This is a genomic window from Paenibacillus sp. JL3B1040 (assembly GCF_057063165.1).
The window spans coordinates 199,423-215,933 of record NZ_CM169317.1 but is presented as its reverse complement, the minus strand read 5'-3'; the positions used below and the strand labels follow the sequence as shown (position 1 = coordinate 215,933).

14 protein-coding genes are annotated in these 16,511 nt (G+C 54.4%); 6 read left to right on the top strand and 8 right to left on the bottom strand.

The genetic code is table 11. From position 1 onward, the window contains the following. Nucleotide 1: 1 nt before the first annotated feature. Both ACZF99_RS01005 and rapZ read right to left on the bottom strand, forming a co-directional pair. A complete protein-coding gene (locus tag ACZF99_RS01005; protein ID WP_483612468.1) occupies nt 2–946 on the bottom strand; it encodes a gluconeogenesis factor YvcK family protein in 945 nt (314 codons plus the stop codon). Nucleotides 947–1,069: 123 nt separating this feature from the next. Next, entirely contained in the window at nt 1,070–1,960 is an 891-nt protein-coding gene (gene rapZ / locus ACZF99_RS01000) for an RNase adapter RapZ (RefSeq protein ID WP_483608284.1), read from the bottom strand. A 473-nt stretch (nt 1,961–2,433) separates the two neighbouring features. Between rapZ and ACZF99_RS00995 the strand changes: the two genes are divergently transcribed. Further along, nucleotides 2,434–3,624: an IS4 family transposase gene (locus ACZF99_RS00995; protein WP_483606373.1), complete on the top strand. Its 1,191-nt coding sequence runs from the start codon at nt 2,434–2,436 to the stop codon at nt 3,622–3,624. 380 nt (nt 3,625–4,004) lie between these two features. On the opposite strand, the gene ACZF99_RS00990 is transcribed toward ACZF99_RS00995, so the two are convergent. Beyond that, on the bottom strand, nt 4,005–4,955 hold the full coding sequence (locus tag ACZF99_RS00990; RefSeq protein WP_483608282.1) for an ROK family glucokinase: 951 nt from the start codon (nt 4,953–4,955) through the stop codon (nt 4,005–4,007). A gap of 333 nt (nt 4,956–5,288) precedes the next feature. Then, the gene (locus tag ACZF99_RS00985) at nt 5,289–6,572 is read right to left on the bottom strand and encodes a DUF438 domain-containing protein (RefSeq protein ID WP_483608280.1); all 1,284 of its coding nucleotides are present in this window, start codon (nt 6,570–6,572) and stop codon (nt 5,289–5,291) included. Nucleotides 6,573–6,767: 195 nt separating this feature from the next. Here ACZF99_RS00985 and ACZF99_RS00980 point away from each other — a divergent pair, with 195 nt between their 5' ends. From ACZF99_RS00980 to ACZF99_RS00960, 5 genes are all read left to right on the top strand, one after another. Beyond that, on the top strand, nt 6,768–7,448 hold the full coding sequence (locus ACZF99_RS00980; RefSeq protein WP_483608278.1) for a response regulator transcription factor: 681 nt from the start codon (nt 6,768–6,770) through the stop codon (nt 7,446–7,448). Beyond that, a complete protein-coding gene (locus ACZF99_RS00975; RefSeq protein ID WP_483608276.1) occupies nt 7,445–8,839 on the top strand; it encodes a sensor histidine kinase in 1,395 nt (464 codons plus the stop codon). The genes ACZF99_RS00980 and ACZF99_RS00975 overlap by 4 nt, the downstream gene beginning before the upstream one ends. A gap of 71 nt (nt 8,840–8,910) precedes the next feature. Then, entirely contained in the window at nt 8,911–9,825 is a 915-nt protein-coding gene (locus ACZF99_RS00970) for an ABC transporter ATP-binding protein (RefSeq protein ID WP_483608274.1), read from the top strand. Further along, nucleotides 9,822–10,538 (top strand): ABC transporter permease, encoded by a 717-nt coding sequence (locus ACZF99_RS00965; protein WP_483608273.1) that lies wholly within the window; start codon nt 9,822–9,824, stop codon nt 10,536–10,538. The genes ACZF99_RS00970 and ACZF99_RS00965 overlap by 4 nt, the downstream gene beginning before the upstream one ends. A gap of 1 nt (nt 10,539) precedes the next feature. Continuing rightward, complete coding sequence (locus ACZF99_RS00960) at nt 10,540–11,280, top strand: ABC transporter permease (protein ID WP_483608271.1); 741 nt, start codon at nt 10,540–10,542, stop codon at nt 11,278–11,280. Between the two features lie 108 nt (nt 11,281–11,388). On the opposite strand, the gene ACZF99_RS00955 is transcribed toward ACZF99_RS00960, so the two are convergent. The 4 genes from ACZF99_RS00955 to ACZF99_RS00940 all read right to left on the bottom strand — a co-directional run bounded on the left by ACZF99_RS00955 (nt 11,389) and on the right by ACZF99_RS00940 (nt 16,491). Further along, a complete protein-coding gene (locus ACZF99_RS00955; RefSeq protein ID WP_483608269.1) occupies nt 11,389–12,243 on the bottom strand; it encodes a carbohydrate ABC transporter permease in 855 nt (284 codons plus the stop codon). A gap of 3 nt (nt 12,244–12,246) precedes the next feature. Then, nucleotides 12,247–13,215 (bottom strand): carbohydrate ABC transporter permease, encoded by a 969-nt coding sequence (locus tag ACZF99_RS00950; RefSeq protein WP_483608267.1) that lies wholly within the window; start codon nt 13,213–13,215, stop codon nt 12,247–12,249. A gap of 71 nt (nt 13,216–13,286) precedes the next feature. Beyond that, the gene (locus ACZF99_RS00945; RefSeq protein WP_483608265.1) at nt 13,287–14,696 is read right to left on the bottom strand and encodes an ABC transporter substrate-binding protein; all 1,410 of its coding nucleotides are present in this window, start codon (nt 14,694–14,696) and stop codon (nt 13,287–13,289) included. A 199-nt stretch (nt 14,697–14,895) separates the two neighbouring features. Then, nucleotides 14,896–16,491: an FAD-dependent oxidoreductase gene (locus tag ACZF99_RS00940; RefSeq protein ID WP_483608263.1), complete on the bottom strand. Its 1,596-nt coding sequence runs from the start codon at nt 16,489–16,491 to the stop codon at nt 14,896–14,898. Between the last annotated feature and the right edge of the window lie 20 nt (nt 16,492–16,511).

The following is a 16,511-nucleotide window of genomic DNA, read 5'->3' as shown; positions in this document are numbered from 1 at the left end:
CTCACCTCTTTCGTAAAATCCAGTTATCCACCAGTTGATAGATATGATGGCTTAATTTATCGGCGTCATGCCGCAAATATCTGCGGAACAACACGAGCGTATCGGCGATGACCTTGTACCCCTGGCCGGTCACGTTATCCCAGTCCACCTGAACGGGCTTGGCGCCTTTCTCCGCGTAAAAATCCTGAACCTGCGCCGGAATTTCGCCGTCATTGACGATCACGTAGTCGAACAGATGCTTGCCGACGTGGTTGTACACCGCCTGCAAGTGGTCGCTGACCGTATAGTTGTCCGTCTCGCCCGGTTGGGTCATGACGTTGCATATGAATATTTTGATCGCGGAGGTGTTTTCCAATACGGCCTCCGCCAATTTGGGCACGAGCAGGTTCGGAATGATACTGGTGTACAAGCTGCCCGGTCCGATCAGAATCGCATCGGCCTCCCGAATCGCCTCCACCGCCTCCGGCAGCGGCTCGACCTCCTCGGGTTCGAGGAAAATCCGCTTGATTTTGCCCCGAACTTCGGGAATCTTGGATTCCCCGGTCACGATCGTACCGTCTTCCATCTCCGCATGCAGCACCACCGCCTGACCGGCGGCGGGCAACACGCGCCCGCGAACGGCAAAGACGCGGCTAAGCTCGCGGACCGCCGTCACGAAATCGCCGGAAATGTCCGTGATCGCGGCCAAAATCAAATTTCCCAAACTATGGCCGGCCAGACCCGAACCCGCCGCAAACCGGTAGTTCAGCATATCCGACAGCAACGGCTCGACATCGGCAAGCGCCGTTAATACGTTTCTTATATCGCCGGGTGGCGGCATTTGCAATTCATTGCGCAAAATCCCGGAGCTGCCCCCATCGTCGGCTACGGTTACGATAGCCGTGATATCGAGCGGTTTCTCTTTCAATCCGCGAAGCATGACGGACAATCCGGTGCCCCCGCCCATCACGACGATCCGCGGAACTCTGGTTTTCTCAGCCCGATGTATCACTTGGTTCACCTCTTAATGAGGGTTCAAAAAGAAATCGGATGATCCTTTTGAATAGCCTCTATACTTGGGGGAGCCGGGTTAACGATCCCGGCCTTCGTCGCGATGACTGACGCGAACCGTTTCCGTTTCGCTTGCGCCAAGCATCCGGCCCAGATATTCGGCGATCGCCACCGAGCGGTGTTTGCCGCCGGTGCAGCCGATCCCGATGATCACCTGGCTCTTCCCCTCTTTATGGTATTGCGGCAGCAGGAAATGCAGCATATCCAGCAGTTTGGACAGGAACGTTTGGGTCTCCGGCCACTTCATAACATATTCATATACATCGCTGTCTTGTCCCGTGTGCGGACGAAGCTGCTCAATGTAATGCGGGTTCGGCAAAAAACGTACGTCGAATACCAGATCGGCGTCGATCGGAATGCCGTATTTAAATCCGAAAGAAGTAATGTTCACCGATAAATTGCTGCTCTCCAGATGCGAGAAGCGAGAAATGATCTTCTCCTTGAGCTGCGCCGGCTTCATATTGCTGGTATCGATCACCTGGGTTGCCGACATCCGCAATTCATCCAGCATTTTGCGTTCCCGCCGGATGCCGTCCAGCGGCATGCCGTCCGGGGCCAGCGGGTGACGGCGGCGGCTTTCCTTATACCGCTGCACGAGAATCGAATCGGTGGCATCCAGGAACAGGATTTCGCACTTGATGGTGAAATGTTCCTTAATATAGCCGAGCGACTCCGACAGCGCCGTGAAGAACTCCCGGCCGCGCAGGTCGATAACGAGCGCGACCTTGGCGATTTTCCCTTTGGACTGCTCAATCAATTCGGCGAATTTGGGAATCAGCACCGGAGGCAAATTATCCACGCAAAAAAATCCGAGATCCTCCAAACTGCGTACGGCCAGCGACTTACCAGCCCCCGACATGCCTGTGATAATGATCAGATTGGCGACCGAACCCATTTCCTTCTCCGGCATCATTGTTCCCTCCTCGCGAAATTCTCCTTGTCCCATGTTCGATTTCCACACCATCCGATAAAGAGAAATAGTTAGACCCTCCGCAAACCCATATCCGGCCCTCTGCATCCAGCACAGCCAAGCGTAACGGAACAGAACGTAGCGGACCAGAACGTAACAGTACAGAACGTAACAGTACAGACGTAACAGTACAGAACGTAACAGTACAGAACGTAACGGACCGTAATGACCTTATTTGTCGATTTCCCGACTATTTCCCGCCGTAACGGACCCCAGAGGTCTTAATAGGCTCTTGGGATGGCCATTTAGCCGTATTTGCCCGAAATAAGGTCTCCTCGGTCCGTTAGAAACCGTAATGTGTTTACGATAGCACTAGCGTTGCATTAAAATTCGCAGACAAAAAAGAAGACATCTCCTATTGTTGAGTTAACCACGCGTTATCCATAAAACGCCTCAACAATAAGGAGATGACTATGGATAACGTACCGAATCAAACCGTCATTTGTCAATGTCTGAAACTGTTAAATGTGGATTCTTCCCGGGATGCAACTTTAGACTATCGGTCTCGGAAATTATTTGTCGGCGCTTCGACGCTCTTGTTTATCGAAGCTCAGTTGCACCAGCGCAGTTCTTACAAGGTCATGTCAGAGCATTTAGCCGCCAATCGCGAATTTCAGAAACTGCTGAAACTCGAAAGCATAAGTGCTGCCCAGTTATCGCGGAAAATGAAGCGGCTGCCTATGGCCAACCTTCAAACCCTTTTTTTCTCGATCATCGAGCAAATCAAGCAAAGAACAAAGGATTTAAAAGGGGTGACTCCTGGCATGGGTAGGCTCAAACTCATCGATTCGACGGGGATTACCTTGCCGCCTATTCTCGCGAAATGGTGCTACTGCTCAGAGACGAATCATGGCGTGAAGATGCACACTTCCTTGGTTGTCATGGATTCCAAAACCATGTATCCGGACAAAATCATCGCTTCCACCAAGGACGTCGCGGACCATGAAGTGGCTCTGGAATTTACGATCGCCAAAGACGCGACTTACGTGATGGATCGCGGCTACCAAGTATATAAGCATTTTCAGAAATGGCTAAAGGACAAAATCAAGTTTGTCTGCCGCGTCAAGGAAAATAGCCGACTAACGGTCATCCGAGAAAGGGAACTGCCCAAAAGACAGAAGGGATTCATCCGAGATGCCGACGTGAAACTTCCGGACTTTCCCGGGATCTTTCGCTTAATCGAGTTTTGCGATGACCAGAAGCGAACCTATTGTCTTGTAACGAATCGCTTCGACTTGTCTGCGCACCAAATCGCTGAGGTTTACCGAAATCGCTGGCATATCGAGTTGTTTTTCAAGTGGGTCAAACAGCATATTCGATTGGTCAAACCGCATGGTTATACGCCCGAAGCGATATGGAACCAAATGTATATTGCTTTGATCGCCTATGCGTTATGTTTACTTGTTAAACTAACTCTGAACTGTAAGAAATCAGCGTGGGATCTGCTCCAACTGATGCGAATCTATGCGGAAAAACCATGGGACGATTTTTTAGTAGCGATCTACCGCAAGCCAACGCGAACATCGAAGGGACGACCTAAGCGAAATGGTAGGCCCCCGAAAAAGGCAACGAAGTCAATGGAGCCGAAACTGATCGTACGCTAATGACAAATGAAAATTAAAAAAATGGATAACTCGTGGATCTATTCCCCCTTAGCCATTTTAGTTTATCCAGAGGAAACAAAGATGTAAAAATATTCATTTTATTGATATCAATTCAATTCTATCGTGACGAAAATTACTTAATGCAACGCTAGTGTTACGATAGGCGAATAACGCCTCTGGTGTCCGTTACACGCCTCCGAAGCCCCCGCGACGGGTTTTCAGCACCAAGAAAGTTTGGATGAAGCTAGGGACTGAGCAGCGCAGCGTAGCTGGAGGCTACGTGAGCAGCGGAAGGCCCAGCTGAATTCAAAATTCGACGCCGACTAGACTTCACCGACCTGCTTCGTGATGGAAAGACGGCTTTTTGAACGACCTCCCAATCAGGAGCGGAGGAAGAGGCCGGCGGCGCCAACCATCCCCGCATCATTACCAAGCGTAGCCGGCACGATTCTCATGCCTCTTTGCACCGGTTCCGGCGTCAATTTGGCGAATACGCTGCGGACTTCGTTAAACAGAATGTCGCCTGCTTTGGATACGCCGCCGCCGACGATAAACAGTTCCGGATTCAGGACGACCGCCACGGCCGCCATCGATTTGCCCAGGTAAAACGCCGCGCGATTCACGATGCGAATCGCCGCTTCGTCCCCCGCCTTAGCCGCGTCAAAGACGTCCTTGGCCATGATGTTCTCCACATGCGACAGCGACGTCCGGTCGCCGCGCGCCACGGCGTCTTTGGCCATACGGATAATGCCGGTTGCCGAAGAGACGGTTTCCAGGCAGCCCATCTGTCCGCAGCCGCAGCCGATCGCTTCCAGATCCGGAACCACGGATATATGTCCGAGCTCCCCGGCCATCCCGGAAAACCCTTGATAAATTCTACCATTAATGATGATCCCGCCGCCAACGCCGGTACCCAGCGTGTAGCATACGCAGTTCTCGATGCCTTTGCCGGCTCCGCCCCAGGCTTCGCCCAGCGCCGCAACATTGGCATCGTTGTCTATTTTGATCGGCTTGCCCAGTCGCTGCTCCAAAATCTCGCGAATCGGAAAATCCTTCAAACCTACATTCGGCGCCAAGATAATGATCCCTTCGCGGACATTCGTAAACCCGGCCACACCGGCGCCTACCCCTGCCACCTGCTCCCAGGCGAACGGCGATTCCTCCACGACGTGCCGAACGTACTTCTCGATGTTCGCGACGATCGTATCCGGGCCTTTTTCGACTTCGGTCGGGCCTTCATACGTATGAAGAAGTTGGCCTTCTTCATTGCAAATGCCGACTTTGACTGCCGTACCGCCCAAGTCAACGCCAATGTAGATTTTCTCAGACATGTTCACAAGCCACCTTTTTCTTAAATAATAGATTTACGCGTCCATACGTGCAAAAAGGCCTTTCTCGATCCATCACCGCGCTGCCCGCGCCATGACTGAAAACGCCTTCGCAAGTAGTTTCTCCTACGTACCAACTATAAGCGAACCCTTCGGTTCGGTCAAGAGAAGGGAAGAATCGGGAACCCCAGTAGATATAAGGGATTTCAGTAAATGACATAGATCACAGAGTGAGCGTTCGCCAACCGGATATCCCACAAAAAAACGGCATTCGCAAATGCGAACGCCGAAAGTAGGCAGGTAAACCGAAGACAACGATAAAGCGTTTATCCGGGCCTAAGACAAAATCCGTTTTTGCCCTTCCAGCTCGCGGATTGGAGCGATGTTCTGCGTAAACTCGAGCGTTCCCAAATAACGGCCGGTCTCGCTGCGAACGGCAAAATAACGAATATACACGAATTTGTCCTTCACCGGAATCCAGAAATCCTCGACATCCTTCCGTCCCGCCTTGAAGTCCTCCAACAGCTGGTTGACGACATGAACGCTTTGCGGCGGGTGGCAATTTTGAACGGTGCGGCCGATGACCGCCTTCGTCCGGGCAAATATCCGTTCCTTGCCGTGGGAAAAATACCGGACGACATCGTTCTCGTCAATAAACGTCAGGTCCACCGGGAGATGGTTCATCACCGCCTCCAACTGCTCCATCGACAGGATGCCGGTCTCGAATTTGACGAAGCCCTGCGGGACGCCTTTCCCTTCCGGCGCAGCTCCCCCGGCTTCGGCGGCCTCTTCCCCCTCCGCACCGGAGGCCTGCAGCGGCACGCGTTCCGGGATCCATTCGCGCTCCGGCGCCGTCAGGCAGAAGCCGATTTGATCGCTTTCCCTGGCGATGCTGACCCATTCGTCCTCCGTTAACTTCTCAAGGGCCATCGGCAGCAAAATGTTCTCTTCCTTGAAGATCATCTCGTTAACTTCCTTAATGATCCGTTCGAGATCCATGAGGATCGTCTCTTGGTCCGCGCTGCCGTCCGCCAGTTTGCCCTTCGTTTCCTTGATCATCCTGCGGATGCCGTCATCTACCCCCCACATCACCTTGGTCGGGCCGTAAATGCCGTACTTCTCCAGATACGGAAAGAGCAGGTTTTCTTTGCGGCTATAGTGCTTGTCGAGGTCCATAAGCAGGCTTAAATCCTCCAACAGCTTAAATACCAGCTCCTCGCTCGCTTCCTTCCGGTATCTATCGAGGTGCAGTTGCAGTTTGAAATTAACCAGCCGCTCGATCTCGCGATTTTCCAGCTTAAAGGTGTGTACCGGGTGACCCGGCTGCTCTTCCGGCTTGGACGAGCGGTGAATCTCCTCGATCGAGCCCTTGAAAATCGCCGTATGCACCGAGCACAACCGCTGAACCTCCTCGACCGGGATGCCCTCCTCTTCCATCAGCGCATGCTCCATCGCGGAAATCTCCGCGACCGTAACGTCTCCGACCGCCGACTCGAACCGCGCCTTTACTTCATCCACGCTCTTGCCCTGATGCAGTTCCTTAATGATTTCTTTCAATAATTGCTGCCGGCGGCTTTGTTCCGGTACGCCAAACTCCCGGTTATTGATCAATTCGCTCATCGCCAACCCCTCCTTATATGAGTCCCCCCAGGTTCGTTCCGACACTTCTCGCTGATAACCATTCTCAAGAACAACGTAGCACAGGAAAAACGGCCGACTTGTGATCGTAATCACAAATAAAACGAGCGAATTGGGGTTCCTCCCGTTTCTTTTTTCGCCGTCTTTTGCCAAAATAGAAGCAGGAGGAATGTCACTATGCCTATTACGAACTTGCTATATATCGAAGACGATCCCGAAATCGGAGAATGGGTCAGCGCAAACCTGCAGGAACGCGGATACGCCGTCACCTGGCTGAAGAGCGGCGAACAGGCCGTGGAGAAGGCCGCCGATTGCCGGCTTGTCATCCTCGATGTGATGCTTCCGGGTCTGGACGGCTTCAGCGTAGGAGGACGGTTAAAGCAGCAGTACCCCGAGCTGCCGGTGCTGATGCTGTCGGCCCGAACCTCGATCGACGACAAGCTGCAGGGACTGGCGTTCGCCGACGACTATTTGACGAAGCCGTTCCATCCGGACGAACTGGCGGCCCGGATCGAGGTGCTGCTGCGCCGCAGCGGGGGTTCCGCCGACCCGGAACCGCTGCGTCTCAAGCATTTGCTTGTGTATGAAAAAGAAAACCGGATCATCAACCAGGACACCGGCGAAGAAATTGTGTTGACCGGTAAGCAATTTCATATTTTTGCCTACCTGCTGCGCCATCTCGGGCAAATCCTGACCAAAGAGCAGATCTATGAAGCGGTATGGAACGAACCCTATCTGGACGGGGACAAAACCTTGATGGTTCATATCCGCCACCTGCGCGAGAAGCTGGAACGCGATGCCGCGAATCCCGAAGTCATCGAGACGATTCGCGGCATCGGATATCGGGTGAGAGCATGAGATTCCGTCCGGTTCGCAGGTTCCGCAAGTCGCTGCTGACGCGCTACGTCTTGATCTTGGTTCTCGCCTTCGCCTTCATCCCCGTCCTCATTCCGGTTAGCTTCTTTGCGTCATGGGGCGTCAATCTGCTGATGAACCCGGAACATCTAGGGCAAACCCAACGCCCCTACGGGACGGGCCTCGACATCGAAACCACCTGGCACCAGGCTGCCGCCGGGCTGAAAGGGGCTTCTCCGGAAGCCATCGACGGGAAGCTCAAGGAGCTGAAGCAGCGTTATCCCGACGCCGCGCTGTATTGGGTCGACACGGCCGGAAAGACCCGTCTGCAGCTGCCGGAGCAAGCGACGGTGCCGAAGCAGTGGAGCTTGGAGGACACCATCGCCTTCATGAAGCAACGCGTGGACGCCGACCCTTTTACGGTGGTCGCTTTCATTGGCGGGGACGAGCAGGCGAAGCAGGGCTTCATGGTGCTGGAGCTCCCGCGTAAATTCATGATTGTCCAAGACGCGAACCGGCAAAGCGACAACCGTTTTTACGGCGTGTTTCTGGCGATACTGCTGGGTGCGTTCGTGCTGCTGTCTTACCTGTTCTTCAGCGATATCCGCAAACGGCTGCTGCGCTTGGAGGCCGGCATGACCCGTCCCGGCCCCGACGGGCTGCCGTCGCCCATCCAGGAAGGACGGGCGGACGAAATCGGTCGATTGGAGCAAGCCTTTAACCATATGGTGTTCGAACTGAAGGACAGCCGCCAACGCGAAAGCGAGGAAGAAGAACTGCGCAAAAGCCTGATCAGCCACCTGTCGCATGACCTGCGTACGCCGCTGACCGTGCTGGGCAGCCATTTGTATTCGCTCCGTCGGGAGCCCTTAACGGATCAAGGCCGGCAATCGCTGGCCCTGATGGAGACCAAAATCGGCGATTTGTCCGGCCTGATGGACCATTTGTTGTCGTACAACCTGCTCTCCAGCGGGCGATATGCCATGTCTCCGGAGCGGCTTGACGTACTTCGGCTGGTTCGGGAGAGCGCGGCCGCCTGGTACCCCGTCTGGGAGAAGGCCGGGATTACGGCCGATATCGAGTTGCCGGAGCGGCCGCTATACTGGAACATTGATGCACAGGGCTTCCGCCGCGTGCTGGATAACCTGTTCCAGAACCTGGTCCGCCATGCCGGTTCCGGCCGTTACGCCGGGATTACGGTAGAATCCCGCAGCGGTATCATGGCCCTCGCGATTAGCGACCGCGGCCCCGGGATGCAGGCCGTTTCCGCGGCCGGAGGCGCAGGGCTCGGCCTGCAAATCGTCGACCTGCTGCTGCGGGAAATGGGGCTTACCCGGGATACGGTATCCACGGACGCGGGGACGAAGGTCTATATTTTCCCCTCCCAAAATTAAACCAATCTTAAACTTCCCCCTGCTTTGCCTTTAAACTCCGGGCGATATGATCATTTCCGAGGTGATAAATCGTGAGTGAAATGATCATTCAAACGGAAAGCTTGACGAAAACGTACCGCGGCCGCGCCGCGGTGGACCATTTAAACCTGGAGATCGCCAAAGGGGACATCTACGGATTCCTTGGGCCGAACGGCGCCGGGAAAACGACGACCATCCGCATGCTGCTCGGCTTGATCCAGCCGACCTCCGGGTCGATCCACATCTTCGGCCGCCAGTTGCACCGAGACAAGCTGGCGATCCTGCGCCGCATCGGCTCGCTGGTCGAATCCCCGTCTTACTACGGGCATTTGAGCGCCATCGACAATTTGGAGGCGATCCGCCGCATTTTGCAGGTACCGAAGTCGCGGATCGACGAAGTGCTGGAGATCGTCGCGTTGACCGGCGAAGCGCGTCGGCCGGTGAAGGGCTTCTCCCTCGGGATGAAGCAGCGCCTTGGCATCGCGGCGTCCCTGCTCGGCAATCCCGAGCTGCTCATCCTGGACGAGCCGACCAACGGGCTCGACCCTTCCGGCATCCACGAGATCCGCGAATTGATCAAGAGCATGCCGCAGCGATACGGCATCACCGTGCTGGTCTCCAGCCATCTGCTGGGGGAAATGGAACAGATGGCCAGCAAGGTGGGCATTATCCGCGAAGGGCGATTGGTGTTCCAGGATACGATCGACAATCTGCGGCTTAGATCGGCGCACGACATGGAGCTCGTCGTATCCGAGCCGGATGAGGCGCTTTGGATTGCCCGCGACCTGGGCGCGATCGGCAAGCTGCAAAGCGGAGTTCTCTCGTTTCCCGGGATGGCTGACGCCCAGGTCGCCCACCTGGTCAAGCGGCTGGTGGAAAACGGACATGCCATCTACCGCGTCGAGCAGAAGAAGAAATCGCTGGAGGACATCTTCATGCAGGTGATCGGGGAGGGGGAAGCGGTATGATGTTGCGCTCCCTCTCGGCCGACTTCCTGAAGATCCGGCGCAAAGGCATCTGGTTCCTGATCATCCTCGCGCCGTTCGGGCTGATCGCCATGCAGGCGCTCAATTACGGGCTGCGCTTCGACTGGATGATGAAGCAATACGCCGAGGATCCGTGGGGCGGTCTGCTGCAGAACATTTCCTTTTTCGTGCCGATCGCGCTGTACCTCGGATGTACGCTGGTGAGCTCGCTGGTAGCCAATGTGGAACACCAGCTCAGCTCCTGGAAGCAGTTGCTCGCCCTGCCCATCTCCCGGACCGCCGTCTTCAGCGCCAAGTTTCTGCTGTGCTTTCTATTGCTGTCGGTTTCCTGCGTGCTGCTCCCGGCAGGGGCGCTGATCCTGGGCTTGTCCTTCGGCTTCGAGACCGGGGCGATCCCTTACGCGGATTTGGCGCGCATCGGATTTTATCCCTTTTTTGCCGCGCTGCCGCTGCTGGCCCTGCAACTCTGGCTTTCGCTCACCTATCGCAACCAGTCGCTGCCGGTATCCCTCGGCGTAACCGTCTCGATCGTTTCGCCGTTTACGTTGAACCTGTCCGAGTGGTTTCCGTTGAACTGGCCGGTATTCGGGTTCGAAGGCCCGCACCGTGAAGGGTTCGTCGCGGCCGGCCTCGCCGTCGGCGCCGTGATCCTGCTCATCGGGCTGGTTCATTTCAACCGAAAGGACGTGGATTAAGATGAAGACGTTTCTGAACGTCCTGGCCGCGGAACGGCTCAAAATGGCGCGCTCCCGCCTATGGCTGATCCTATTGGCCAGCCCGGCCTTGTCCGCCCTAATCGGCGCCTTGGTCGAACTGCCGGAAGGCGCCGGCTCGGAAGTCTGGCCGCTGTTGATCAGCGCGATGTCGATGCTGCACGCGTTATTGTTCTTGCCGATCATGGCCGGCTTATTTCCGTCATTCCTGTGCCGCTACGAGCACACCGGCGGCGGCTGGAAGCAACTGCTGGTGCTGCCGGTCTCGCGCAGCGCGGTCTACATGGCCAAACTTACCGTCGTCGTCGGTCTGTTGGCTGTCTCCCAACTGCTCTTCCTGGCCGCACTGCTGGTCGTGGCTCAGATTCAGAGGATCGCCACCCCGGTTCCTTGGGGGATGATCGCCACGAGCCTGATTGGCGGGCTGATCGCCTGCCTACCGCTGGCGGCCCTGCAGCTCGGCATTTCGTTGGTGTGGTCCAGCTTCGCCGCCCCGCTGGCGGTCAACGTCTCGCTGACGATCCCGAATCTGTTGATCATCAACTCGGCCAAGGTCGGCCCCTTCTACCCTTGGGCCCAGCCGCTCCTCGCCATGATGCCGCGCGGGCAGGCGGATTATGGCGCTTTTAATCTGCCGCATGAGAGCCTGCTCATCACCGTCCTCGGCAGCTTCTTGCTGTTCCTGACGGCAGGCATGCTGTATTTCCGCCGCAAGGCGGTTTAACACGGGCGACAAAAGGCCTGTAGATTAGCGGATGAGCCCTTGCTCATCATAGCCAATCTACAGGCCTCTATTTATAAGGGGGGGGATTACAAACCGCTAAAACGCAGGTTATTCTTTAACGCCACCTAAAGCGACACCGGCAATAATGTACCGGGACAACAGGAAGTACACAATAAATAGCGGGAGAGCCGTCAAAGCCAGCCCCATGTATATTGAACCGTACTCCGTCTTGTAAATATCGCCGCGCAGCAAGCTGACCATAATCGGCATCGTATATTTACTCTTATCCGTCAACAAAATGAGCGGCATAAACAGGTTGTTCCAGTTCGCAACGAAAGCAAAAATGGCCTGGGTCGCGATGGCCGGCAACATCAGCGGAAGAATAATCCGGTTAAACGTTTTAAATTCGCCGGAACCGTCCACGCGTGCGGCCTCGACGATCTCCAACGACAACGTAGCCAGCAAATATTGACGCATGAAGAACACCACAGCCGGTGCGGCGATAGCCGGCAAAATCAACGGAAGAAAGTTATTGGTCCAATGTAATTTATACATGAACTGATAGAAACCGATCGAGCTGGCTTGAGCCGGTATCAACATCACGCACATAATAAAAGTAAAGAACGGTTGCCGCCACTTCCAGTTATACGCGACAAGGCCATATGCCGTCAGGGACGAGAAGTACACCGTTAAGATGGTTGCGGAAGCCGAGATCGTAAAAGAGTTCAAGAACCCTTGAATCGGGTCGAAGCTCTTGTCCAGCAGCACCCGTAAGTTGCTCATCATATGGGTGGACGGAATCAACGAGAGGCCGCTCTGGATTTCTGGCGTGGAACGCGTGGCGTTCACAAACATGATCCAGAATGGAAGAATGCTGAGTAGAGCCAGCAAGATACAGACGATATAAATAATCGTCCGGTTCACTCTTAGAGCGACGACACTACCCTCTTTAATTTTCTCCACGGCTTACACCTCCCTTTGAGCTGCACGGGCAGCCTTCTTCTGCTGTTTCTGTGCTTTCTTCAATTTGGCCGCATCCCGGTCGCGCATGAGGTAGAACAATGCGGCGGACAAAATCCCTGCGATCAGGAACAAGATCATGCTTGCGGCTGCGGCTTTGTTAAACAAGTAGCTGCCCTTGAACGCTTGCGCGTAGATAAAGACGGAAGTCGTAAGGGTAGCATCACTTGGTCCGCCTTGCAGGAACAATTGCGGAATATCAAACATTGTCAAGCCGCCGATCATGGATGTAATCAGCGTGTAGAGCAAGATGGTGCGAAGACTTGGCAAAGTGATGCGGAAGAACGTTTGCCATCCGTTCGCGCCGTCAATTGCCGCGGACTCAAATAAAGCAGGATTTATGCCCATAACGCCTGCGATCAGAATGATCATCGTGTTCCCATACCACATCCAGAACTGGATGAATGCAACAATCCCCCGCGCCGTCGTCTTGTCCTGAAGGAAGAAGATCGGCGCATCGGACCAGCCCAGCATTTGAAACAGACTGTTCATTGGACCCATCGGATAGGCGAACAGGGAGCTAAAAAGCACTGCAATCGTACTTGCAGTGATAATATTCGGCATATAGAGCAGGATCTTGAACGCGCCTTGTCCCTTTATGTTAAGCCGCTTGTTTGTGAACCAGGCGGTGAGCAAGAGCGCTAAGCCAATCTGCGGAATGAAATTGGTTATCCATAGCAGCCCCGTATTAACCAGGGACTTCTTGAATGAAGCATTTTCTAAGATCAGATCTTTAAAGTTTTGAAAAGGGTTGTCTAGAATTTCAAGCGGTTTTGGGATGATGCCTTGCATATTCGTAAAACCGATGACTAGTGTGTACACGATGGGATACAGCGAGAAAACTAAAAAAACCAAAATAAAGGGCAAGGAAAAAAAATACCCGTATCTCGAATAATTAACGCCTTTGTGGCGCATGGTTTTCACCTCTTTTAATGGGTATAAAGGGGCGGGAAACACCCCGCCCCTTCGCATCTACCGCTTATCGCTTATTCGCTCTCGATGCCAAGTTGGTCTTTGACTTGTTGTTTGAAGGTTTTGATCGCATCGTCACGAGATTTGTTGCCCGCCGTGTAGTCACGAACTTGATCGCGCCAGAGTTTATTAATGGTTTCGTCGTATTGGGTCAAGTTCTTACCGGAAGCGTTCGCGTTAGCCGGAACGAACACGTCGAACATGTTCTGACCACCGAGCAATGGAACTTCACCATTCGACTTCGCCATAACTACGGAGGAAGCTACGCTATCCTTCGTACCTTGCTCGCCCTCTTTCATCGTACCGTTAGCCCAGAGATATTGGAGGCCCGTTTCGGAGGTGTCGAGTGTCACCCACTTGATAAAGTCCGCAACCGCTTGCTTCTTCGCTTCGTCTTTCGCTACGTCTTTGTTGGCCAGCAGCCAGGTGCCGCCCCAGAAGAACCCTGTCGGCGGCTCAGTAACCGCCCAGTCCCCATTCGTGTCTTTTACATTATCTTTCATCGTATAGTTGATGAGCCAAGCAGGACCGAAGAAACCAAAGATCGGTTGAGGGCCGGTTCCGGACATATCCGCGAACCAAGCTTCCTGCCAGTCTTGCGTATCGTTATGATAACCGTTGTCCTTCAACTTCTTGGAGAGATCAAGGAACTCTTCACGTTTAGGATCGATATGAAGTTTGCCGTCCACAATCCAGCCCTTGTCCGAGCTGTTTTCGATCGCGTGCCACATGTCGCCGTCGCCGGAAACAATGCCGTAACCTTTCGCTTTCAGCTTCTCGGCTGCCGAGAAGAACTTATCCCAACCGGGACCCACTTCTCCTTTGATTGTAGCCGGGTCGTCGGTTCCGAATACGTCTTTTGCGATCGAACGACGATAGATGAAAGCGCCGCCAGTTGCTTGATAGCCAAGAGCTTTCAGCTCGCCTTCTTTGCTGCCGATATCTACGGAATATTGAGCAATGTCCGCATCCTTAACCATTTGGTCGGTCAAGCCGAGGTCCGCGTAGTTCGCTGCATACCCGGAAGCGTCGCCTTGCGTATACTTGAGGACAAACGCCGCTTCAGCAGCATAGATGTCCGGTGCGTCTTTGCCGCCGCCGGCCAGAGCTTGGTCAAGCGCAGGCTGGTAAGCGCCCTCAGTTGTTGCGATAACTGTGGTTTTGAACTCGACATTCGCGTCCGGGTGCAATTCCAAATACTTCGTCGTCATATTCGGAATTTCATCCGTAAAGCTCCACAGGTTGATGGTAACTTTCTCACCTTTGCTGTCCTTCCCCGCGGAAGTGTTCGTTTCCGTAGGCGTAGTCGTGTTCGAGGACGACTCATTATTGGAGCCTCCTCCGCAAGCCGTAAGGGCCGTGGTCATCACCAGCAATGCAGAGATCCCGATCAACAGGTGTTTCATACGTTTCATGCGTTTCATGCTTTGCCTCCCCTTTTTGTTTATTTTCTCGGTATTTGTAACCGCATTCATATTTTAATACATCTCACTCCGATCCATAAGTAAGCGCTTATTGGGAAAAGTTCAACTATTTTTGGGTAAATGAGATTCTACGAAAAAAAGAACCGCCGCTGATACCCAGCAACGGTTTTCGTTTTCCTATGCGCCCTATCGAAAAAGCTTAAAGCTCCAGATCGTCCGGCCAATGAATGGAGACGCCTTGCCGCTTTAACAGCGCTTGATAAGCGCGAAGATGCTCCCGATTGGAGCGAACCTCATGCGGCGTGACTTGATTTTGCAGTGCGTAGGCCGCCAGATAACCGGCCGATTCTCCGATATTCCATTCCGTCGGATGAAGGCGGTAGCAGCCGTTCGTGATTTGCGTGGTACCGATATTTTTGCAGGCCGGCAGCACATTTTGGATTCGAACCGGCAGCAGGGCGCCAAGCGGAATTTCATACGGATAATTCGGAATATAAAAGGTCCGGTTCGTGACGGTCGTCAAATGAACATCGAGCGGATAGCTGCCGATCCCAACGCTGTCATCGTACCGCCGTATTCCCTGCGCACCGCGTATTTCCTTGCTGACATCCTGTTCCGTTATCGTGTGAACCGCCTTGATTCTCCGCGATTCGCGAATATACGGGTATTTCGCCAGCCCATCCGCCGTGCCTAACACGTCTGCCCGCAGCCGAATCCCCGGATACCCTCGCCCTCCATCGGGACGAGGCGTTTCGGTCTGAAGCCAGTAGACGAGCGACAGGCTTAGCTGCTTGGCATTATTCAAATGCCGTTGCCGCTCCGCTTCGGGAACGCCGATGATCGGACCGAGGAAGTAATCGTTCTGCGGCCAATTAACGAGCGTAATCTCGCCTTCATATAATCCGGGCTGAAATAAAGCCGGGTCGATGATGCGCCGATACGTCCAGAGCGACAGAAGCTCGCGCCCGGCAGCGTCTTTGCGCCCGTCCGGAAACAAGCCGTATTCCTTCATCTGCGTCGTATCGTCCGTGTCGTTGGCATACCAGCTTAAAAGCGGAAACGAGGTATGCTTCGGGACGAATTGGCGCCAGAAATCATATTGCTCCGGCTTCTCGATCGTAAAGTCGCCGCCTTCCGCATAATCGAGCGCAAAGACATGCGTAATCGATTGCATATCCAACGGATTCGCCTCTTCGGGGGCATGCGGCTCGCCTGTTTCGCTTCTGGATTCCGCGCCGGTGACAAATTCGACGCCCGCTAGCGGCAACACGTCTCCGCATTCGGTCGCATCAAGGAAATACGCTCCTCTTAACACGACTTCCTCGCCTGTGCTTATATGCGTCACCGTCACGGTTTCCACCCGGTCTCCGTTCACAGCGGCCGCGGTTGGCCGGAAATGATACAGTACCGTGATGCGGCCGCTACTCACGTAAGGGGCCAACATATCCTCAATCACGCGCAGCGCCACCTTCGGCTCGTGGCATAGCCGGCTTACCCAGCCGCCCCCCGGGTTAAGAAACTCGTTCCTTCTCGCATCCTCCGTCATCGGGTAGTTTTGCTTATAGTACGCGCGTACGCGATTGCGAAACTCGCGATACGTTTGCGTGCAGCCGAATTGTTCGATCCATGGATGTTCATCCGGCGGAACCGCTTGGCTGGTCAGTTGGCCCCCCAGCCAATCCGTCTCTTCCGTCATGATCACGCGCATGCCCATTTGGGCTCCGGCCAAAGCGGCCATGCATCCGCCCAGACCTCCGCCGAGGACGACGACGTCCGCCAATCGTTCGTTATGCATATGTCAAGCTCCTTTGGAAA